The following is a 20,484-nucleotide window of genomic DNA, read 5'->3' as shown; positions in this document are numbered from 1 at the left end:
TTCGGGGGAAATGAGTGCAAGAAGGTCCTCAAAAACAGCCGCAACCTATTCAACCCTTTGTCGAGACCCCGGCATTCGGGCAAAATTCGGCTGGGCGGCCCGCATCGGGACAAACGCCTCAGGGCTCTCCTCGTCAGTGGACGGAATATAAGCCTGAACAGCCTCCTAAATCTAATCAATCGTCATTTAGCGGTCAAAGACCCGGCGTCTATCAGCAGCAGGGCGGGTCGTCGCCCCAACAAAACCAATCCCCGCCTCCGGTGCAGACACCCTATGCGCCGCGATCGGCTGACACGGAACCCTCTCAGCGCTCCGATTCCCCGAAAAGCACTGTGCTTACAGACCATTTTGACAGAATTTCTCACCGTGTGGGCGGCGCTCAATCCTTGAAAAGGCTTCTTTTTGCGGTAGGCGCCTTTTTCATTCTGCTCACAATACTCGCCCTGACAAAATTCTATTTTGATAACAAACGGTTCACCGCCCAGACCAAACAGACATTTTCTCAGTCTATGAGCAATCAGGCGACAGATGTCTCGCGCCGTATTGATACGCAAATAGCCTGGATTGATCAGGCTTTATTTACCGAAGGCACGGCCAAACAGATTGTCGAGTTTATTGGTCAGCGAGAAGCCATCGACGGCGTTGCCTTGGTTGATGCGTCAGGAACCGTTATGGCAAAAACCGGAAGTAAGGGCGATATCCTCGCCACCATAGACTCCCGGAGTTATCCGAAAGGCGACGTTCAGCTTCTCTCACTAGTAAACAAGAATGGATCCGCTCTGCCCGTTATTATTCGCCGGCGAAATGATGTGTTTCTACTGACGGCTTTCAGTCCCAAGACCTTTATTGGAGACCTGTCTCCGAATGCAGCTCTGATTATGGATGGCGGGCGCGTCATTGACGGCGGCGATAATATTGGGTCGGCAGATGCGCTGAGTGTTTATAATATCAACGCCCAACGTCTGGCGGGCCTGACGAAAAGCTCCGAGACCAGCTTTCTCATTCCATTTGAAATTGGAAATCAAAATGTCTGGTTGGGAACGGCAAGAGTTCCCAAATCCTTTCTGTCTGTCATCGACATTCAGCCCCGCGGCATTGATTCCGGCATTAAAGAAAACCTTATCCTCTTTGGCCTGCTCCTTCTGGGCATGGGCTGGCTCATCTGGATGATGGCGAGCCAGCTCCTGCGCCAAATGGATATTCTTCGCGAAAGACAAAATTCAGACGAAGTCTCAACGCAAAGATATCAAGCCGCCGTCGATAACTCCAAAGGCGGGGTCTGGGAGATCGACCTGGCGAAAAATACGGCCTATCTCAGCCCGTCTCTGGCCAAGGTTTTCAATATGCCGGAAATCCACACAACGATTTCAATGTCGCAGTTTCTGGGTCTATTTATGGCGTCAGATCGGGAGCGTTTATTCGCCGCCATTCGGCGGAGCCATATCAACGGCGATTTCGATATCGAACTGGGACTTGCGCATTTGCCTATTTACATGGCGTGCCGCGGACGGCCTTCTGTAAGAGGCTCTGATCAAGCCAAGATCATTATCGGCATGGCGCTCGACATTACGGAAATGCGCGGCGCTCAAGCCAGACTCCAGGCCGCGGAAACCCGACTTTTTGACGCGCTGAAATCCATGACGGACAGTTTTGTTATCTGGGACCAGATGGACCGTCTCTTGGTTTGGAACGAGCGTTTCGAGGACTTTTTCGGATTCCGCCCCGGACAGCTGCAGGTCGGGAGTGACCACGCCACGGTTGAGTATCACGGCATGCAAACCGTTCTCAGCGTTACGGAGCGCCCTGAAGGTAATGAGATGGAATTACAGGACGGACGTTGGATCCGTTATTCCGAGACCCGAACGGCCGATGGGGGGCGGGTGAGTATCGGGACGGAAGTCACCGCTATTCGGACACGGGAAAGAGAACTTCAGGTCAACCAGGACGCGCTAGAAAAGACCATTAGCGTTCTGCGGGAATCACAAATCCGCATTGTTGAACTTGCTGAAAATTATGAGCAGGAAAAAATCCGCGCCGAAGAAGCCAGCCAGTCCAAATCCGAATTCCTCGCGAATATGAGTCATGAACTTCGTACGCCTCTAAACGCGATTAACGGCTTTTCGGATATCATGCAGAAAGAATTATTCGGTCCCCTCGGAGACCCCCGCTACAAGGAATATGTCAACGACATTCTGTTCTCAGGGCAGCACCTTCTAAGCCTTATCAATGACATTCTGGATATGTCCAAGATTGAGGCCGGTAAGATGACGCTCAATACCGAAGAACTTCAAATCAATGACATGATAGAACAGGTCGTCCGCATTGTTCGGGGCCGGGCAGACGAAAACAAGCTGAAACTGGTCTTTGATGAAAAACCAGCCAAAGAAGTCGAAGCGGATCCGCGCGCTGTGAAGCAGGTCCTCCTGAACCTTATGACCAATGCGATTAAGTTCACACCAGAGGGCGGTGTCGTAACGATTGCGGTTGAGCCTAAATCCGCCGGGTTAATTATCCGGATTACAGATACGGGCATCGGAATATCCAAGGAAGATATTGAACGGCTTGCCCAGCCCTTTGAGCAAATCGACAGTCAGCATTCCCGTCAACATGAAGGCACCGGTCTGGGGCTGGCTCTCTCCAAGTCGCTGGTCGAGCTACATGGCGGTAACTTCAATATTGAAAGCAAGGTGGGTCAGGGCACTACGGTTACCTTCACTCTTCCAATCAAGCCTCCGGTCGTGGAAGAAAAAGTCGAGACGACCGAAGTCGGTAGCGAGATCACAAAGCTTGCAAATGACATTGCGGATGTTCTCTCTGCCGGTCAGGCCACGGTGGAAGCGTCGAAATCCAAAACAGGAGAGGGTCAACAAAACCCCTCTTCGCAACAGAGCCGGCCGCAATCTCAAGCCCAGCCGCAATCTCAAGCCCAAACTGCGCCGCCCCAGCAGGCTCAGCCCAATCCGGCGGCGCCGCCCATACGCAAAGCCCCGCCTCCGCCGCAGAACGGTCAAAAAAGCCCTCAATCAGAAACTTCTCGACTGTCTAATCCTTATACGGATTCTGCTGCTTAGGCGGCCGGCTCAGCGGGTTTGGATTTCCCGCCCTCTTTGTCCAATCCCGGACGGCGCCGCGGGAGAATGAGGCTCGCTTTCAGTCCAGTGGTTCCGCGGTCCTTAAACCCGTCTTCGAGAATAAATTCCGCTCTGTGCAGATCGGCCACGGCATCGACAAGCGCCATACCCAGACCGCTCCCTGGTAATGTGCGGCTCTTATCGAGACGCACAAAGCGTTCTTTCACTCGCTCCCGATCCACCGCCGGGATACCTGGACCATCATCTGTAACGGAAATGGAGACGCGGCCATTTCGCGTCTTGTGAAGGTCAAGATGAATCCGTCCGCCTTTGGGCGTATATTTAATGGCGTTCTCAACCAGATTGGAAACAGCCTGAGATAAAAGCCCTCTATCCGCCAAAATATCAGTACCTTTCGCTATATCAGCGGAAAATATGAGGTCTGCATCTTCGCAAGCCGGTTCATAAAGTTCGGCCAAATCATCCAGTAAGGGTTTAGGGTCCGTCGGCTGCAACAGCTCCCGACGTTCCCCGGCTTCCAACCGGGCAATCCGCAATACACCATCGAATGTCGTCAAAAGCTCGCTCGCATCCTCGGCAGCTGAAAACAGAATATCCGCTTCGGGTGTATCGCCCAGTTCCACGGCAGCACTTTCCAACCGGGTCCTTAACCGCGTGAGCGGGGAGCGAAGGTCATGCGCAATCGAATCCCCAGCATAACGCATGGCCTGCATCAGGCGGTCAATGTGGTCGAGCATGGAATTCAAATGTTCGGCCAGAAGGTCCATCTCGTCTTCAGAGTAATTTCGCGGCGCGCGTCGATCCAAATGTCCCGCCCGAACATCCGTCGCCAGACGGTTAAAGGCTTCCACCCGGGCAGCAAAACTACGCGAGACAAACCAGGAAGAGATCAACCCCAGAATTGCCGCCAGTAAAAGAGCGGGGACAAGGGTTGAGCGGATTCTGTCACCGGTACGCGAGATGGCTTCGACATCACGTCCCACGATGATGGCCGCTACATTATCGTCTCCCAATTTCAAATTTCCGACAATTCCCCGCGCCCGGCGATCAATAAAATCTTCTGAGTCGGAATTCGGATCAGAGTAAAGAAATTGAATTTTAGAATAACCGCGACTGTTCACATCATCCTGAGCAATGGCTTCGCTGGCCAGAAGGTCGCCTTGACCGAGAATATTACCCCGAATGAGAACTTGGGACTGACGGCGGGCCTGTAGAAAATAAAGAGCCTCATAACTTGCCCCGCGCACCGTGACTGCGCGTTCCACAGCCGTGATTCCGCCGCGGTCGTATAATTGTTTATACTCGCTTGTTTCAGGAGAGAGGTTTTGAGGTACTATGCCTGCGGCCTTGGCAGCTTTGACACGGGCGGCTCCGCCTTCATCATAAAGGTTTTGGAGCTCTGCAATCTCGTCAATATTGGCCTGCTCCACTCTCCGGAGCTCGGACTCGATCATGGAATAATAGACAAGCCCCAATGCGGCGGCGACGCTGACCATCGTCAGCGTCGCGCCCAAAAGGGAAAGGCGGAACAATGTGTTCCGCAATAATTTCTGAACGGCGTCAATCAAGTCAATACCTCTAACTTTGGGTGACGCTTAAAGATCGGCCCTTAGACCTGCAAGCGATATCCCGCGCCGCGAACAGTGTGAAGCAAAGGCTCATCAAACTCTTTGTCAATTTTACCGCGCAGGCGGGAGATATGGACGTCGATCACATTGGTCTGGGGGTCGAAGTGATAATCCCAGACTTTTTCGAGCAACATGGTCCGGGTCACAACCCGGCCGGCATTTCTCATCAAACATTCCAGCAGGCGAAATTCGCGGGGCTGGAGCAGAATTTTCTGTCCGGCGCGGCGAACCGTGCGGGCGAGGAGGTCCATTTCCAGATCGCCGACCTTGAGTTTTGTCACGGCCGCATTCGGATCGGATCGCCGGCCTATCGCTTCGACGCGGGCGAGGAGTTCCGTAAAGGAATAGGGTTTGGCGAGATAGTCATCACCGCCTGCCCGCAGGCCTTCAACCTTGTGGTCTACTTCGCCAAGCGCTGAGAGGATCAGAACCGGGGTCGCATCCCCGTCTTCGCGTAGATCGCCGAGCAGTTCCAGCCCGTCCCGCTTAGGCAGCATACGGTCAAGTATCAGGGCGTCATAATCAGCCGCCTTGGCCATTTCGAGACCTAAATCCCCGTCAGGGGCGAGGTCAACAACATGACCGGCTTCCATCAGTCCCTTGCGGACATATTCAGCGGCCACTTCATCATCTTCGACAACGAGTATTCTCATTTCTTTCTCCACTTGGTCCCCCAGACTTTCACGTAAAATTATGGCAGTTTCTTTGCGGTAAATATGGTTTTAAAATGGCAAAACCATATAAGTTTCTCGTCCGTTTTTCAGACGGACCTGTAAGGTGATACTTTGTTTTTCATCCAATTTGGCATTTAGAACCACTGTGCGCAGAACGTCTGTCTCGGCCAAAGGTTCATTTTCGGCCTCTAACAGCACCATACCCATCTCGAAACCGGCGGCCTCAGCCTGACTGCCGGGCGTAACGGATTCAACATAAATCCCCACCTGATCCGACCGCATCTGGATCGCATTTCGAAATTCGGAAGAGATATCAAGGACTTGCAGACCTGTATCGATATTGATTGTGCCGCGTGCCGGCTCTTTTGGCGGGGGCGGCGGCAATCCTTGTGTGACCGCTTTGGCCGTTTCAACTTCGTGCTTATCAGGTCTTTCGACGATAGAAATATTGAGCGCGTAGGTTTTTTCGTCCCGTTCATAGATAAACCGGCCAACGTCTCCGGGATGCATGTCCCCGATAACGCGGGTCGCTTCGACCGAATTTCGAACGGGCTTATCGTTTATTCGCAACAGAATATCATCGACTTGTAGTCCATATTGCTGGGCCGGACTGCCGGGCACAATGTCATTGACCAGAGCGCCCGCTTTGAAAATGCCGGGTCTGCCTTCAATTTCAAACTCCGCATCGCGCAGGGCCGCGCCGAGATAACCGCGCCTGACCCGCCCGTCCGCTCTAAGTGAGTTGACGATCTCTTCGGCGGTTGTATGCGGAATAACGAAAGCAATGCCGACACTGGCCCCGGTCGGAGAATAAATCGCCGAGTTCACGCCAACAACTTCCCCGTCCAGATTAAACAGCGGGCCGCCGGAATTCCCCCGGTTAATGGTTGCATCGGTCTGAATATAATCGACATAATTGCCGCTATCGACGCGTTCCCGCCCAATTGCCGAGATGACGCCGAGACTGGTGGATTGACCAATCCCAAAAGGATTACCAATGGCCACAACCCAATCACCAATTCTTACGTCACCCTCTTTTTTAAATGACAGATGCGGAATCTCTTTTTGGGTTTTAATCTGAAGCAGAGCGAGGTCTGTTTCCTCATCGGTTCCAAGGATGCGCGCCGGATAAATCTGGCCGTCATTGAATTCGATATTGATGGAGTCCCCGCCTTCAATCACGTGGTAATTTGTAACGACTTCGTTTTTATCGGAAATGATAAAACCGGAGCCCTGGCCTTCTGACGTCGTTTCGCCGCTTTCGGTTCTGACAATAACATTGACGACAGACTGGCTTACATTTTCCACTAAATCCGCAATGGACGGCAGAGAGGAGACCGGCATGTCCATCCGATTTCGAGATGTGGAAAGGCTGGGCGCACGCGCATCGGGCGCGGCGGGGATAACGCCCTCGGAGGATAAACGCGGAAGCGCGTCCGCCTCCTTGGAGGTAGCTTGATCCCGAAGCGGGGTAAAAGTTTCGTCCGGTTTCTGATCCGCTTTGGGGAATTGACCGCTTATGGCCGGAGTGCTCTTCAGCTGATCAGAAGAGCTGTCTTGCGCCCATGCCGAAGCCGAGACAAGAGCGAGCGCACTTGTCAGACTTAAAACCAATTTCCGTGATGTAAAAAGGGTCTGTAAAGACACTCAACGATTCCTCCAACTTGGCTCCCACCGTAGGAGCTCTTGACTTTCAGGAACATGTCCAAAACATGACAAGAAAGTCATGAACTGAGGAAAGCGCCTTTCATCCTGCTCAATGGCGAGAAAAGACAAAAATATGGTTGTTCTTTGGCATCTCGATCAAGCGGCTTTTATTAAACCCGGCCTTTGCAAAGATATGCTTAACAAAGGCTTGTTCGCGGACGCCCCAATCAGGATGGCGGGCCTTTAAATTCTTATCGAATTCAAGATTGGACGGCGCAGACTCTGCTTCGTTCAGAAACGGCCCATAGAGACAAATAAGGCCCTGTGACTTGAGAATATGGGCCGCGCCTATCGCCAGGCCTTCACACGCCGCGGGCGGCGCAATGTGGATCATATTTGCACAAAATACCGCGTCATAATTGGGCAAACCACCCCACCATTCGGGCGCCGTCATATCCAGCGGAAGCGCGGGACGGAGCTGCATGGGATAGTCCCGCCGCCAGTCATCCTCGCTCGCGCGGGAGTCAGCGTCAGGGTCGGAATATTGCCAGGAAATGTCCTCGCGAACCGCGCAGGCCGTATGGCCATGCTCTCCTGTTCCGGACGCTATTTCCAAGACATGGGCTTCAGCCGGTAAAAGGGTTTTGAGATGCTCCGCGATCACGTCTTTATTGCGTCCGGAGCTCGGAGAGAAACGACGCGCGCCGTGCTGTTCTCTGTCTTCGAGGGCGATAGGGGGTTTCGTCATGACGTACCCACTTTGGGAAGAATGAGGTCTGCCTGCAAGCCCCCCATATCAGACCGGGAAAGATGAATCAGCCCCTTATAGGCGCGGGCAAGGTCGTCGACGATGGCCAGTCCCAATCCGCTGCCGGGCGTGGCTTCGTCCAGCCGCGCCCCGCGTTTGAGTGCCTCTTCATATTCTCTGGGGTCCAGACCTGCGCCGTTATCTTCTATCGTAATGCGTATCATATCCGGGCGCTCTTCATCGGTTTTCGCCCGCAGCCTGATATCGCTTTTCGTCCATTTTGCCGCGTTATCCATAAGGTTTCCCACCATATCCTCCAAATCCCTCTTGGCCCCCCGAAAGACAAGGGAGGGTTCGGATTCAACATCGATCAAGAGGTCTTTATCACGGTAAATACGCGGTAGAGTGCGCGTCAGCGGCTCGATGACCTCTTCCAGCGGCGTGGTGACACCGATTGCCTGCCCTCTGGCCGCCGCGCGGGCGCGGCGAAGGTGATGGTCCACCTGTTGACGCATAATTTCGGTTTGCTTGGTCACCAGTTTGGAGGGCGTCGATTTTCCGCCCTGCGCTTCATTCTGCAGCACAGCCAAAGGGGTCTTCAACGCATGGGCCAGATTGCCGACATGGGTGCGGGCCCGCTCGACAATATTTTTATTATGAATAATCAGACTGTTTAGCTCTTCAGCAAGAGGCGCGATTTCAGGCGGGTAAATGCCTTCAACCTGGGCCGCTTTACCTTCCCGTATATCTGCAACTTTGTTTCGCAGCGTAAAAAGCGGGCTAAGGCCGACTCGAACCTGAGTAAAGACGGCAAAAATTAGTGCCAGACAGAGCGCTGTCATGAGCCCAATGGCCGTCAAAGCAAAGCGTTGAATATCGCGTGTGGCGGCCCGTTTATCCGCCCCGGCCAGGACTATAACCGGCTGGTCCGTTCCGGGCAGAATGACCTGCCGCGCCACGATGCGCAGAGTCTCCCCCGTATCCACCCCCTGAGTTGAGGCCCGAACGGCTTCGCCCATATTGGATTTGAGCTCCCGCAGCACGGGCGGATCCAGGGTCAGGCTTTCGCCGTAAAGAGAGCGTGACGCGGCCAAAGGCAGCAAAGGTGCGCGAACCTTTTCTCCTACCCGGCCTATTAGCCAGTAACGCCCGGACAGAGCGCGTTGATAGCGGGGATCCAGCGGCTCACGGGACAAGGCGACCACGCCGTTATCATTGACATCCACCGAGGCGATCAAAGACGTCACGGCGCTGTCGAGCGGGTCATCAAAAATGCGGTATGTGGTTGTGCGGTAGAGCCAGGTCAGCACCACGGCCGAGAGGATAAGGATAGGAATGGCCCACATTGCCGCGCCCCGGACAAGTCCGGTAACGAGGGAACGGGGCTGGCGGGATTCGGTCATGAAAAAAGTCTAAGGCGAAAAAAATGCCGCAACAAACTATCTAAACCTTCGCCCTTTAATCCTGAGGCGCAGGCGTTAGGTTCGAATAGAGTATGGACTTGAATTTATTCAGCCTTTTCAGAAGCCGGATCAACCAAACGGTATCCCAGTCCTCTGACTGTCTCTATCCGGTCAGTGCCGATTTTGCGTCTCAGCCGTCCGACAAAAACTTCGATGGTGTTGGAGTCGCGGTCATAATCCTGTTCATAGATATGCTCGACCAGCTCCGTTCGGGAGATAACGCGCCCCCGATGGGCCGCCATATAGGCGAGGAGGCGGAATTCGTGACTGGTCAATTTAATCGCCATGCCTTTGACGAAGGCCCGCGCCGAGCGGTTGTCGATGGACAATTCGCCAATCTCAATCGTATCTGTTGTATGACCCGAAGCGCGGCGCAATAAGGCCCGCAAGCGCGCCAAGAGCTCTTCGGTGTGAAAAGGCTTGGTCAGATAATCATCCGCGCCCGCATCAAACCCGGCGACTTTTTCGCTCCACTGATCCCGCGCCGTCAAAATCATGACCGGGAATTTCTTGCCGTCTGCACGCCATTTCTGCAACACGGAAACGCCGTCTATTTGCGGCAAGCCCAGATCCAGAACGACGGCGTCATAAGGTTCTGTATCCCCCAGAAAATGACCATCTTCGCCATTATCCGCCACGTCCACCGCATAGCCGGTATCCTTTAAGGCCGTGCGGAGCTGGCGGGACAAATCGGGGTCGTCTTCTACAATTAAAATACGCATGAAAAACCTATCGAAAAAAGAACGCTAAATCTGGGCTATAGCCGAAAATATCATTTCACCCGGCCAGTCGTGGCGTCAATACGAATATCAATAATTCGACCGCCTGGCGCTCTGACCCGGACAATATATGTGTTCCCCACGAGCCGCAGATCAACATATTCGCCGCCATCCACCCGTTTGAGGGCAATAGATTTCGCCTTGGACGCTGAAATCCGGTTTTGCGCGTATAGAACATAAGACGGCGCGTCCGCAGAAACGCTTTGCGAATAGGGTTGGGACGCCTGGAGGGCCTTATGGGCCGGCGCTTGCGGCGCCGCCATAGCTGTCGCTGCGCTCAAGAAAAGCGCTGTCGCAGCAATCATTATGGACCGTAACGTCATCATGCGCCCTGTTTAACAATATAAGCCTGAATAACATCTGAATATGTGATTCAGGCGAGCGTTTATTGCTTAGAGCAATCCGCTACGAATGTCAGCCCCGCCCATATCCGGCCAGTCTTTGGCCATGGTCGGCAAGGCGGAAATTTCGGCGTCGGTCAATTTGATAAGCGTTGTCACATAAAGATCGCCTTTGGCCGCGCCTTTTCCGGAAAGGCGGAAGCGTTTCCCTGTATTGGTTCCGGGCGGTATAGTCAGCTTGACCGTGCCTTGCGGCATGGGAATGTCCACTTTCGCGCCTTTGGCCGCCTCTGACAGGGTGATGGGCAAGTCCAGATGAAGATCATCGCCTTCGCGCCGCAGGTTTTTATGCGGCTTGATATTGATCTCGATTTTGGCGTCGCCAGCCGGTCCGCCATTGACACCCGGGCGTCCTTTACCACGCAGGCGCAGGACCTGACCGTCTTTCACCCCGGCAGGCAATTTCACTTTCAGCCCGCCCTGAAGGGACTTCGTCCCGCCTTCCAGCGCCGTCAGGAGCGGCAATTGCATTTTATAGCGAACATCCGCGCCTTTCTGGGGGCGCATGGGCGGACGATCCATTCCGCCCTGCATGCCGCCCATATTCATTCCAAAGAGGGAGGAGAACAGATCCGCCATATCGTCCTGGCCGCCGGCGCGGCGAGATCTCTGGTTGAAGCCGCCGAAACCGCCAAAGCCGGTTTGCGGCCCGCCCCCGCCAAACGGGTTTCCGCCGCCTGCAAAGGGATTTTGCTGCTGTCCGGATGCATCGACCTGACCCGTGTCATATTGCTTGCGCATATCGTCATTGGACAGCAGGGAATAGGCCGCCGTCACTTCCTTGAAGCGCTCCGCAACCTTGGGGTCGTTATTATTCGTGTCAGGATGAAGTTTTTTCGCCAGTTGCCGATAGGCTTTTTTGATATCGGCCTTGCTCGCGTCTTTCTTCACCCCCAATAAAGTATAAGGGTTTTTTGCCATGTTAGGAATGTAAGCGGGACGACGGCGTTTTCAATGGCTTAGATGGGGGAAATCAGAAGTTTTGCTGATGCGCCCCAGCCCGCCAAATCCGAACCCTGGGCGACATCTATATGAGTGATGTTTGTAGCGGCGGATTGATAGCTGGGCGTTGTGACTTCTGCCGCCTCCGCCAGGGAGTCACCGCTCCACAATCTGACGCGATATCTTTCTCTTCCTTCGCCTAGGGGCACCTCGCCGAGCCAGCTATCCGCGTCCACGCGGCTCCGGCGTATCCAGCTAAGGTTAAGGAGTCCGTTTTCTTTCTGGACACTGAGATGCGCGGGGCTGAGGGGTTTGATATGACTTGCGGCATAGCTGAGTTCCACCGGATTGCTTTGTTGTCCAGCGGCCGTCGCGGTCAAAGACACGGTCTCCCCGATATACTCCGGATTGAGGCTCAAAGTCTCTATCCCCGCATTCAGCCAGACAATTCGCGCGCCTGCAGACACCCCTTCTCGGCTATAACCTTCGCTCCCGACGCCGCGCAGAACTGCGCCGCAGCGATAGCGGTTCGGCCCGATGAGCGTGATATTGGCCATTTGCAATATATCCCAGCCGCGGGGCGTCTCCACCGCAAAACGGTTTGCGCCAGCCAGCACCGCCTCTTCAGATTTACTGCTCAGCCCGCCGCCCGCCATGAGAATTTCAAATTCCGCAGCCCGGTCAAAATAAGCGGTCGGACCCGGCGGGATATCAGTCAGCAAAGCGCCGAGGCGCAGAGGCGCCCGAAGATCCACGCTTTCGCCTGTCACCTCTATCACCGTATCGCTAAACGGCGAGAGCAGAGCTCCGACGGCGAGCCCGGTGAAGGGAGCTGGCAAGTCAAGCGCAATGGGAATGGGCCGGCCGGGATAGGTAATGGGCGTGTTCACATCAGGGGTTCCGCCGGAATTGGCCAGAACGGCCTCACCCGTATCGCGCTTTGCCTGCACATTTTGGCCATCAAGTGTTTCAATCCGCCAGACATCGCCTATTTCCGAGAGCCTCACGCGATCGCCCGCTTCTAATGTCATGTTTTGCGGCGACAAAGAAAAGCGCAGGCTTTCGCTCTGCGTCTCTATCCGCTTTATCAAATTATCGCAGAGGTAATTGGCAAAGCTCCGGTCCATGACGACGGGCGCATTTATATCCAAAATTCGTTCTGTCTCGGATAGCCGGTCACGCGCGGAGGCAAGGCCAAGCTGATACTCCGTTCCAGCGTCGATAAAATGCAATCTCACATCTCGTAAGCTCTCAGCCGGATCGGCATGGCTCCGCGTGACCGGGCCGTCGGTATTGTCCATCAAGTCGTGGGGTGTGAGTATCTGTACTTCGCCCTCGCCAAGGGAGAAGAAAGCAACCGTCCCCGCCCGCTGGGCCAGGCTGAATCCGTATAGTTCGCTCAAAGCGGAAATCGCGGCGCGGGCGCTCATGGGCCGATCAAGATGATAGCCTTGAACTAGCCCGTTCAGTCCCTGAGTGTCTATATCCACCAAACCGCTTTGAGCGGCGATATCGCGGACAATATCTGCCAGAGTGACAAGTCCTACCCGGCCCGTAATCCAGTGACCCTTTTCCCAGTTTTCTCCGTCCGACCAGACGTCGTCACGGGCCGAAAAATCAGGAAAAGGACGCGCGTCCCATGTCCAGACACTTGTCCGGTCCGTGTCAATCATCCGGCCCGGATAGTTCGGGGAGATGGGGTTATGGGCCGGGTTGTCCCAATAGGAAATGAAGGCTTCGAGATAGCGCCTTTGAATGAAATCGTCGCGCTCCCCATTGGAAAAATAGGGCAGACGGCTCTCACTGCTTTTGGGATCATAGAAGACATTGGGTTGGTTTGCGCCGAAATGGACGGCAGGACAGCCAATTTCCGTAAAGATTACGGGTTTGGATTGCGGTTGCCATGCCGTGGGCTGCGCAACCTCGACGCCGCCGATGCGGTCGAAATGCGGCTGCGACCACCAGTTTCGAATATCCTTATACCGAAACACCCAGGGCTTTCCTGCCCCGCCATCGGTAATCGAAGAGCGAATTTGCGCGTCCCGGTCAGCATCAGAGCCATAGAAATAATCATAGCCTTCCCCGCCTTCAATCTGACTTTGAAGATACTCCAAATCATAAATATAACGCGCCAAATTCTGATCCAGGTGCGCGCCCTCCCGCCAATCCGAGAGCGGGAAATAGGCGTCTATTCCCACAGCCGAGATATCGGGGCTGGCCCAGAGCGGGTCGAGGTGGAAGCTGACATCGCCGCTCCCATCCCGAGGGTGATGTCCGAAATACTCGCTCCAATCGGCGGCGTAGGTCAGCATGGCGTCAGACCCAATTATCGCGTGCACCTCCGACGCCAAGCTCACGAGATGCGTAACAGCCGGGTAAGTTGATTTACCGCCCGCCCGCTCTCCACGCAAAGTCGTCAGGCCCCGCATTTCAGAGCCGAGCACAAACCCGTCCACGCCTCCGGCTTCCTGCGCCAGCTTTGCATAATGCAGAACGAAATTGCGAAAGCCATTTGGCCCATCAAAAAATTGCGCCACCTGTTCCGCTATTCCGGCATGGCCGTCTGTCCCGTCGCTCGAGCTAATTCGTCCCCGCCAGGGAAACGGGCTTGGCCCGTCCGGTATGTCCATCAGAATGAACGGATAAAGCGTGACTTTGAAACCGCGCTGTTTGAGCGTCTGGATAGCCTGTAAAATAGACTCATCAGACGGCGTGCCGCCGTAATTCGGGCGGCCCTCTTCATCAGACGAAACCAGATAGGCTTGGCCTCTCGCGTTCATCCCGACCTGCCATTGCGCCTCCGGAGTTATGCGGGTTCGGCTTTCCACACCGGGCCGAATTTCACATTCCCCGCAGCGCAAATCCGTTCCGAACCAGGAGGTAATGATCGACACATGGCGGCAATTGGGCAGCTGATCTTCGAGCTGATCCAGAGCGAGCAGAATATCTGCTTTTCCGGACAGATTGTTCATATTTATCGGACGGGTGATGCCTGGCTCTGGTGTTTCCTCGATAATCTGAGCCGCATAGGCGAACTCGCCCGACCCGGGGAGCAGGCTCACCGATTTGACCAGAGTTTCCATTTTTTGCCCCGCCTGCATCGGGGGAACCCGCAGAACTTCGGCGTTTATTTGCGGCAGCCGCGCCCCGAACCCGTCCAGAGGAAAGTCTTCAAACACGACATAGGCCGTATTTCTAAAGGCCGGAATGCCTTCGCCTTCTATCGCGCTGATAATCGGATCCGGCATTTGATCGGACGTGCCTTTGTAAACGCGCATTGTTAGTCCAGCGCTCTCCAGAGGTTCGCCATTAGCCCAGAGGCGATCCACGCCCAGAATTTCGCCTTCGCAGAGACCCACCGCAAAACTCATCGTATAGCTATAATTTGTCCGGCTTGGCCCGCCGCCCTTCCCGCTCTGCACTTCTTCTTCCGTCCGTATTTCGCGAAGGCGCGAGGCCCAGATGACCTGTCCCGCCAGTCTCACCCGTCCATAGACACGCGACATGGGCGCGCCGTCCCGGGACGTCTGCACATGCAGACTTTCCAGTCTTGGGCCCTCCAAGACGCGGTTATCGAAAATATGGGATATGGCGCGGTTGGCCGTGGAAAGCGCAAAGGCGGTGGCTGCCTGAGCGGCGGTATTGGCCGCAATATTGGCGGCGGTCACAGCAAGTGTGGTCATATTATAATTTCCCAAAAAAAAAACCCGCCAAAGGCGGGCCCAATAATTATACGGATTTATTAGTGATTAAGTCAGGCTACTAAGCGATACCCTTTGTTTCCATCTGGACTAATTTTAATTGGATCGTTTCGCGTAGATGGAATACACTTTCTGCTTAAATTCTCAACACGCATTTCGCTTTCATCCACATCGATGAGATTGAAAAACCCGATACCTTCTAGGTGTTCTATTATCATCATTCGAATGACCACCTCTGCTGTTTGGTCAATTGGATTATCTCCACGCTCCCACCGGCCAACAGTTTGACCATCTTTCTGTACTCTCTCGCCGAGTTCAGACTGTGTTAAGCCTAATTCTGTTCGAATGAACTTTAATTCATCAGGCAGCATTCCACTTTCCGACATTACAATGCCGAAAGCGATGACTGCGTGAAGTAGGTTAACCGCAGGTATCCGGAAAATAATGTTGCCATCATCATCCTCTTGATAAGGCATATCTTTTAAGATCACATTATCAAGACCGCATTCGGTGTATTTATAATCTTTCACTTTGCTCATTTTTGTCATGTTTTATCTTTCCACATGATTGTTATCAACTTGACACCGCAAGCTTTGACATCAGGGATTATAATTAATTTTATCGTCCGCCCGTTACTGTTCGGCGATCTACCTTCTATTGCGTACTTGTAATAATCGCGTGAGGCAGGCTGCGGAGCGTCATACACAAATCCTGTTCTGATTATATGTAGAATGTCACCTGTAGTAATGTTTCTTTCATCGAGTCGTTCCTTTGCATGATCAGTTAAAACCAAATCAAGATTAAGCATATTCCCTAATTTATTAAGTTCGCTTGTCGCTGTAGCCGGGTCCCACATAATATTAAATGCCTAAACTAAATGTATCATGATGATATATTTAAAGGTAAAATCCATATTTGCAAGACCAAAACGCTGTCACTCATAGTTACCTTTCTCAGGAAAACGGAAACTGTGGGCCCAACGGCGTTGCCAATAGGGAACGAAAAAACTCTCCACCACGGCGCGGCCCCAATAGGCATGAGTGATAATGTTCGGCGCAGAGAGAATGGCGATATGTTTACAAGGTGCGTCCAAGCTCATGCGGAATAACAGGGCATCGCCGGGGCGGGCCTGGGCGTTCGGGATTTCTATCAACCAGTCTCGCGCGGCCTTTCGCAACGTCTCTTCGCCGCATTGTTCGGCCCAATAGGGTGTATAGGGCGGCGGGGCGACAGGCTCCCCGCCATAGAGGCGGCGATAAATCCCGCGAACAAGGCCCAGACAATCGCATCCCGCCCCGCATTCACTCGCCTGATGCTGATAGGGCGTGTCGAGCCAGCGCTTGGCCTCTGTAAGGACGCGCCTTTGAATGTCGTTCATTTATAACGTGAGCCGCCATCCTTGGGCGCGCCTTCCTTGGGGCCGGAATAAAGGCCGTCATCACCGAGCAAAAAGGGAAAACCGCGAAAATTAATGACATTGCCGAATTGATGGCGGCAGGCCTCAAGGGTTTTCGGACAAACTGTTCCGTCCGGAAATTGCGACGCGTCCACCCCGCAACGCGCGTCGCCAAAGCTGGCGTCACACTTTTTTGAAAATACGCGGCCCGTCGACCGGCCGAGCTTATGGGACAGGCCGAGCCACTCAATTTCATAATGATCCCGGCGAGTCGTGACCTGTCCCAAGTCGCCAACGGAGATGACAATAAATTGCGTCGGGTCCTGCCAGTTGACTTTCAGGCGGGACAGTTTGGCCTCTTGCAAAATACCGTCCGTGATATCGCTTTCTGAAATTGAGGCCGCGTCCAATACGCCTTCAATCGCGCCATTGTCAGAGGCAAAGCCAAGACGATGTTCAGCTTCAGATTCTGTTAGGCTCGACCCGGCAGAATAGGTCACGCCGTCAATGACGAGGTCGCGGTCATGCTCTGAAAATCCAAAGACGCGTCCGTCTTTCAGCTCCAGTTTCCAAGCCATGCAAAAAGTCGTAACGGACTGAGAAAGGGAATTAATTAAGTCCGGAGAAAGGTCACGCATAAGGCAGCTCCACCATAGGCAGGCTGCGCATCTGCCCGGCGCCGAAATCCTCCAAGGTCATATCAAGAAAATCGGTATCAAACCGCACGACCGTATCAAAAGAAAAGCCGGCTGTAAGAACGGCTCCGGGGGTCGGCGGCGAGACGAAAGTTATGATCCCCGTCAGGTAATCTATGGCAATATCGGGCGGTGAAACCGACTGCCCATCAACGCCAATCAAAACCGAATTTTCCAGAGGCTTTGTGATAGGACGCGCGAGACCACCATAGTCTTTGACAAGTTGAAACTTGGTTGTCATTCCATCGCCTTGCCCGAGGGTCTGATCGAGGTTTGACGGCGTTCTCTCTATAGAACAGGAGCAATTGTCAAAGGGGTCGGAAAAGCGAAAACTGTGCAACCGTCCTTTTCGGTATATAAAAAACTGTATTAATTCAGCAAGCTGTTCCTTTGACTTAACCCCTGCGATTGCGTCGAATTTCCGGCGCGGCAGAGCATGTGGGGCGTTACGATATTCCTGCCCGCTAGAGAGCTGCGAAATCTGTGTGGTAAATTCCGGCCCTCCACTCGCCCCAAAGGCAAGCGACATCGGAAAGCGGACATTGTGAAATTCCGTCATAATTATCTCATTGAATGGAAAATTTTAAAGGAGCTTTCGCCCCTGATTTAACGCCCGCGACAGACCTGCCGCGAGCTGTGTTTCCGACTTCTTGAACTCCGACGGGGAGCTAACGCCAGACACATTCATCGTGACATTTATGGGAGAAGGTTTCGCGGAACTGCCCTGCCCTGAAATAGATTGAATGGCAGAGTTGAACACGGATTGAAGCGGGTCTGAAATCAGTTCTGTCACGGCCAATCTGGCCAGATCCCGCGTAATGGATTCGGCTAAATTCGAGAAAGAAAACTCCCCCTTTCGGGCGGCGCGTTCCAGAGCATTTGAAATGCGATCCCCCGCTTTCTCGAAGGCCTGCGCCATGTCGTTTGCGGCATCAGCCGCCCCTTCAATATCGAAATCAGAGACGGCCCGAGCCGCTCTATCTGTCTCCGTCATCTGTGACCTCCGCGTCAGGAAATTGTTTCTGTAAGGCGTCAAAATCAACGGATGACATCGCCTTGCCGCTCTCTCTTTTACAGAGCGTCAGCCAGTCCGCGACATCCATTGACCAGAAGCTTTCAGGCGTTTGGCCCATCTGTAAAACTGCCAATCGGAGCCAGGTCTCAAACGGCCACTTCGTTGTTTCAGACATTCTCGAACGCCTCCTCAATCATGTCCGCCATCACCTTCATCACCTCTGCCAATTCTGTTTCGCTGGCCTTGAATGCGACTCTGTCTGCCTTCCCCGGAGTCAGATCTTCCGGGGAAAGCAGACAGGCCAGCATGACCCGCGCGGTGGTAAGTCGCACGGATCGATCGGGGCTTTGCAGGCAGCGGGACAATGCCTTTGGCCCCGGACACTCCAAGCGGCGAGAGAGGACAAGAAGCGCCGCCAGAGTGAAACGAAGAGAATAAGATTTTCTGCCCAATTGGACGGTTCGGGAATGCGGACTCATAGCGCGCTGAACACGGGCGCACCGGCGCTCATCAGGGTAATATCAAACCCGGCCTCGCCTTGGTAACTGCCGGAATAGGTCAGGGTCGAAATCAGAAACGCGCCGTCAATCTGGCCAAAGCCCGGCAAAAGGAACCGTAACTCCAAACTGTCTTGCTCAAAAAAGGCTTGTCTCACCTGCGCGGCAGACGCCGCGTCACGAAATATTCCCTGCCCTGAGACTTCGGCAGATTTCACCCCGGCATTGGGCAGGAGTTCTTTCCACCCTTGCGCCGAGTCGCTGTCCGTCACATCGACGACCCGCGCATTCAGGCGGAGCGTTTTCGTCCGCAAGCCGGCAAGGGTGACATAACTCTCATCCTCCTGTTTGAGTTTGACGAGCATATCCCGTCCGCGTTGAGCGCTCATGGAAGGCTCCTTTCGATAAAATTAGGGGGCTTGAACAAGGTAAGACAGGCGCAGCAAGCCGTGATGGGTTCGGCCATCCGGCGCGCGCAAGATGTCGGAATAAAGCGGGGTTGCGCTGACGAGGCTGCCTGTCAGTAAATGCCCGGCGAGGCCGTCCAAATCCGTGACCACCGCCTCAAGCTGAGCCAGCAAAGCCAGAACTTCCGCCCGCCCCGCATATCGCGACCAGAGATGCAGAGTCATCTGATGTAAATGAAGCTGCGTTTCGTCCCCGCCGACATCTTCGCGGCGCATCGCGCCGTAGCTGAGATAGGGAAAAACGGGATCTTCGGGGGCGCTGTCATAGAGACGGGGCGGCGTGCCAAGAGCGTCCTGAATGGCGGTACTTTGCGACAACGCCGAATGCACCGCTTTGGCTATTGCTTCCTGACTCATTGCCGTTCCTCCTCGCAAATAAGGTGAAGCCGTTCGCCTCTCGTATCAGGATCGGAGGCGGCAATGACGCGCAATATCCGGTCGCCCCAAATGAGCCGCGCACGTTCCGGGAAATCGCGGCGGTAGCGGATGATGACGAGGTAACTTTGCGTAATACTCAGCCGTCCATTCTCGCGCGTTTCCGAGAGAGTCTTTGGCTTAATTGCCGCCCAGAGCGCGTGCTGAAAGCTCCAGGTGGTGATGGTTCCGCCGAGATCGTCCGCGACGACAAACGGCGCGTAGAGGCCCAGCCGCGTACGTAATTGCCCGATCATAGCTTCAGGCTCCGATAAGGCATGACAAGGGCATCGACCATCATCGGAATGCCCGGCATGTCTTTGCCCGCGCGGTGTTCATAACCCTGCCCGATGAGCAGGAGCATGGCCTGACGCAACGGCATGGGAATATCGTCAATGCTTTCGCCGTACCCCGCGACCACATCTACGGTGATTGCTTTGATTTCGGGGCGGTGATGCCAACTCCAAAGTCCTAAGGTCTGTTTCTGAATATTGGCAGGCGTGGCACGCAGATTGATCTTGAGATCATCCAAGGGCACGGTTTCATCCTCTCCATTCTCCAAGTGGAGCGTCATCGCCGTTACGGATTGAACCGGCGCAATGTTCAGATAGAGACTACGGCTAAACGGCGGGGCAAAGGTGACGCGCTGCGGACGTTTAATCAGGCTTTGGCGGCAAAGCGTTTCGACCTGCTCGCGCGCGCTCTGAATGAGCTCGTTAATCAGCGCGTCTTCTTCGTTGTGGTCAAGACGCAGAAAAAGCTTCGCCGCCTCAATCGTGATCGGCTCTATGGGCGGGGGCGTTATATCGGTTATCAAAATGTCCTCCTGATGATGGAAATAAAAAAGGCCGCCCGAAAGGCGACCTTGTGAAAAATTGAAAGTATCTGTCACTCCGCGCTTGACGCGGAAGACCGAGAGACTGGA

At 54.1% G+C, this 20,484-nt stretch carries 22 protein-coding genes; 1 reads left to right on the top strand and 21 read right to left on the bottom strand.

Going from position 1 to position 20,484, the window contains the following annotated elements; all coding sequences use genetic code 11:
* Window positions 1-14: 14 nt before the first annotated feature.
* A complete protein-coding gene (locus tag ACN0IC_RS10195) occupies window positions 15-3,071 on the top strand; it encodes an ATP-binding protein (RefSeq protein ID WP_416878676.1) in 3,057 nt (1,018 codons plus the stop codon).
* Here ACN0IC_RS10195 and ACN0IC_RS10190 read toward each other — a convergent pair.
* The 21 genes from ACN0IC_RS10190 to ACN0IC_RS10090 all read right to left on the bottom strand — a co-directional run bounded on the left by ACN0IC_RS10190 (window position 3,068) and on the right by ACN0IC_RS10090 (window position 20,376).
* Window positions 3,068-4,660: an ATP-binding protein gene (locus tag ACN0IC_RS10190; protein ID WP_416878675.1), complete on the bottom strand. Its 1,593-nt coding sequence runs from the start codon at window positions 4,658-4,660 to the stop codon at window positions 3,068-3,070. The genes ACN0IC_RS10195 and ACN0IC_RS10190 overlap by 4 nt on opposite strands.
* Before the next feature lie 41 nt (window positions 4,661-4,701).
* Window positions 4,702-5,373, bottom strand: a complete 672-nt coding sequence (locus ACN0IC_RS10185; RefSeq protein ID WP_416878674.1) for a response regulator transcription factor — start codon at window positions 5,371-5,373, stop codon at window positions 4,702-4,704.
* A gap of 69 nt (window positions 5,374-5,442) precedes the next feature.
* Window positions 5,443-7,041: a trypsin-like peptidase domain-containing protein gene (locus tag ACN0IC_RS10180; protein WP_416878673.1), complete on the bottom strand. Its 1,599-nt coding sequence runs from the start codon at window positions 7,039-7,041 to the stop codon at window positions 5,443-5,445.
* A gap of 109 nt (window positions 7,042-7,150) precedes the next feature.
* Window positions 7,151-7,789 (bottom strand): DUF938 domain-containing protein, encoded by a 639-nt coding sequence (locus ACN0IC_RS10175; protein WP_416878672.1) that lies wholly within the window; start codon window positions 7,787-7,789, stop codon window positions 7,151-7,153.
* A complete protein-coding gene (locus ACN0IC_RS10170) occupies window positions 7,786-9,192 on the bottom strand; it encodes a sensor histidine kinase (RefSeq protein ID WP_416878671.1) in 1,407 nt (468 codons plus the stop codon). Before ACN0IC_RS10170 ends, ACN0IC_RS10175 begins: the two co-directional genes overlap by 4 nt.
* 104 nt (window positions 9,193-9,296) lie before the next feature.
* On the bottom strand, window positions 9,297-9,974 hold the full coding sequence (locus ACN0IC_RS10165; protein ID WP_416878670.1) for a response regulator transcription factor: 678 nt from the start codon (window positions 9,972-9,974) through the stop codon (window positions 9,297-9,299).
* 50 nt (window positions 9,975-10,024) lie between these two features.
* On the bottom strand, window positions 10,025-10,354 hold the full coding sequence (locus ACN0IC_RS10160; protein WP_416878669.1) for a PepSY domain-containing protein: 330 nt from the start codon (window positions 10,352-10,354) through the stop codon (window positions 10,025-10,027).
* Window positions 10,355-10,423: 69 nt separating this feature from the next.
* Window positions 10,424-11,353 (bottom strand): DnaJ C-terminal domain-containing protein, encoded by a 930-nt coding sequence (locus ACN0IC_RS10155; protein WP_416878668.1) that lies wholly within the window; start codon window positions 11,351-11,353, stop codon window positions 10,424-10,426.
* A gap of 38 nt (window positions 11,354-11,391) precedes the next feature.
* On the bottom strand, window positions 11,392-15,057 hold the full coding sequence (locus ACN0IC_RS10150; RefSeq protein ID WP_416878667.1) for a baseplate multidomain protein megatron: 3,666 nt from the start codon (window positions 15,055-15,057) through the stop codon (window positions 11,392-11,394).
* 71 nt (window positions 15,058-15,128) lie between these two features.
* Window positions 15,129-15,623 carry a helix-turn-helix domain-containing protein gene (locus ACN0IC_RS10145; RefSeq protein ID WP_416878666.1) on the bottom strand — a complete coding sequence of 165 codons (495 nt, stop codon included), beginning with the start codon at window positions 15,621-15,623 and terminating at the stop codon, window positions 15,129-15,131.
* On the bottom strand, window positions 15,620-15,883 hold the full coding sequence (locus tag ACN0IC_RS10140) for a DUF4258 domain-containing protein (protein WP_416878665.1): 264 nt from the start codon (window positions 15,881-15,883) through the stop codon (window positions 15,620-15,622). Before ACN0IC_RS10140 ends, ACN0IC_RS10145 begins: the two co-directional genes overlap by 4 nt.
* Window positions 15,884-16,009: 126 nt before the next feature.
* Window positions 16,010-16,453: an NlpC/P60 family protein gene (locus ACN0IC_RS10135; RefSeq protein ID WP_416878664.1), complete on the bottom strand. Its 444-nt coding sequence runs from the start codon at window positions 16,451-16,453 to the stop codon at window positions 16,010-16,012.
* On the bottom strand, window positions 16,450-17,109 hold the full coding sequence (locus ACN0IC_RS10130) for a DUF2163 domain-containing protein (RefSeq protein WP_416878663.1): 660 nt from the start codon (window positions 17,107-17,109) through the stop codon (window positions 16,450-16,452). Before ACN0IC_RS10130 ends, ACN0IC_RS10135 begins: the two co-directional genes overlap by 4 nt.
* Entirely contained in the window at window positions 17,102-17,725 is a 624-nt protein-coding gene (locus ACN0IC_RS10125; protein ID WP_416878662.1) for a DUF2460 domain-containing protein, read from the bottom strand. Before ACN0IC_RS10125 ends, ACN0IC_RS10130 begins: the two co-directional genes overlap by 8 nt.
* Before the next feature lie 24 nt (window positions 17,726-17,749).
* Window positions 17,750-18,160: a phage tail tape measure C-terminal domain-containing protein gene (locus ACN0IC_RS10120; RefSeq protein WP_416878661.1), complete on the bottom strand. Its 411-nt coding sequence runs from the start codon at window positions 18,158-18,160 to the stop codon at window positions 17,750-17,752.
* Window positions 18,144-18,356, bottom strand: a complete 213-nt coding sequence (locus ACN0IC_RS10115) for a phage tail assembly chaperone (RefSeq protein ID WP_416878660.1) — start codon at window positions 18,354-18,356, stop codon at window positions 18,144-18,146. Before ACN0IC_RS10115 ends, ACN0IC_RS10120 begins: the two co-directional genes overlap by 17 nt.
* On the bottom strand, window positions 18,349-18,660 hold the full coding sequence (locus tag ACN0IC_RS10110) for a hypothetical protein (RefSeq protein ID WP_416878659.1): 312 nt from the start codon (window positions 18,658-18,660) through the stop codon (window positions 18,349-18,351). Before ACN0IC_RS10110 ends, ACN0IC_RS10115 begins: the two co-directional genes overlap by 8 nt.
* Window positions 18,657-19,067, bottom strand: a complete 411-nt coding sequence (locus tag ACN0IC_RS10105; RefSeq protein ID WP_416878658.1) for a phage major tail protein, TP901-1 family — start codon at window positions 19,065-19,067, stop codon at window positions 18,657-18,659. Before ACN0IC_RS10105 ends, ACN0IC_RS10110 begins: the two co-directional genes overlap by 4 nt.
* A 21-nt stretch (window positions 19,068-19,088) precedes the next feature.
* A complete protein-coding gene (locus ACN0IC_RS10100) occupies window positions 19,089-19,502 on the bottom strand; it encodes a DUF3168 domain-containing protein (RefSeq protein ID WP_416878657.1) in 414 nt (137 codons plus the stop codon).
* The gene (locus ACN0IC_RS10095; RefSeq protein WP_416878656.1) at window positions 19,499-19,816 is read right to left on the bottom strand and encodes a phage head closure protein; all 318 of its coding nucleotides are present in this window, start codon (window positions 19,814-19,816) and stop codon (window positions 19,499-19,501) included. Before ACN0IC_RS10095 ends, ACN0IC_RS10100 begins: the two co-directional genes overlap by 4 nt.
* The gene (locus tag ACN0IC_RS10090; protein ID WP_416878655.1) at window positions 19,813-20,376 is read right to left on the bottom strand and encodes a head-tail connector protein; all 564 of its coding nucleotides are present in this window, start codon (window positions 20,374-20,376) and stop codon (window positions 19,813-19,815) included. Before ACN0IC_RS10090 ends, ACN0IC_RS10095 begins: the two co-directional genes overlap by 4 nt.
* Window positions 20,377-20,484: the final 108 nt, after the last annotated feature.

The organism is Litorimonas sp. (assembly GCA_029936425.1).
GTDB lineage: Bacteria > Pseudomonadota > Alphaproteobacteria > Caulobacterales > Maricaulaceae > Litorimonas.
Note: the sequence above shows the minus strand (reverse complement) of the source record. Positions and strands in the feature narration are given on the sequence as shown.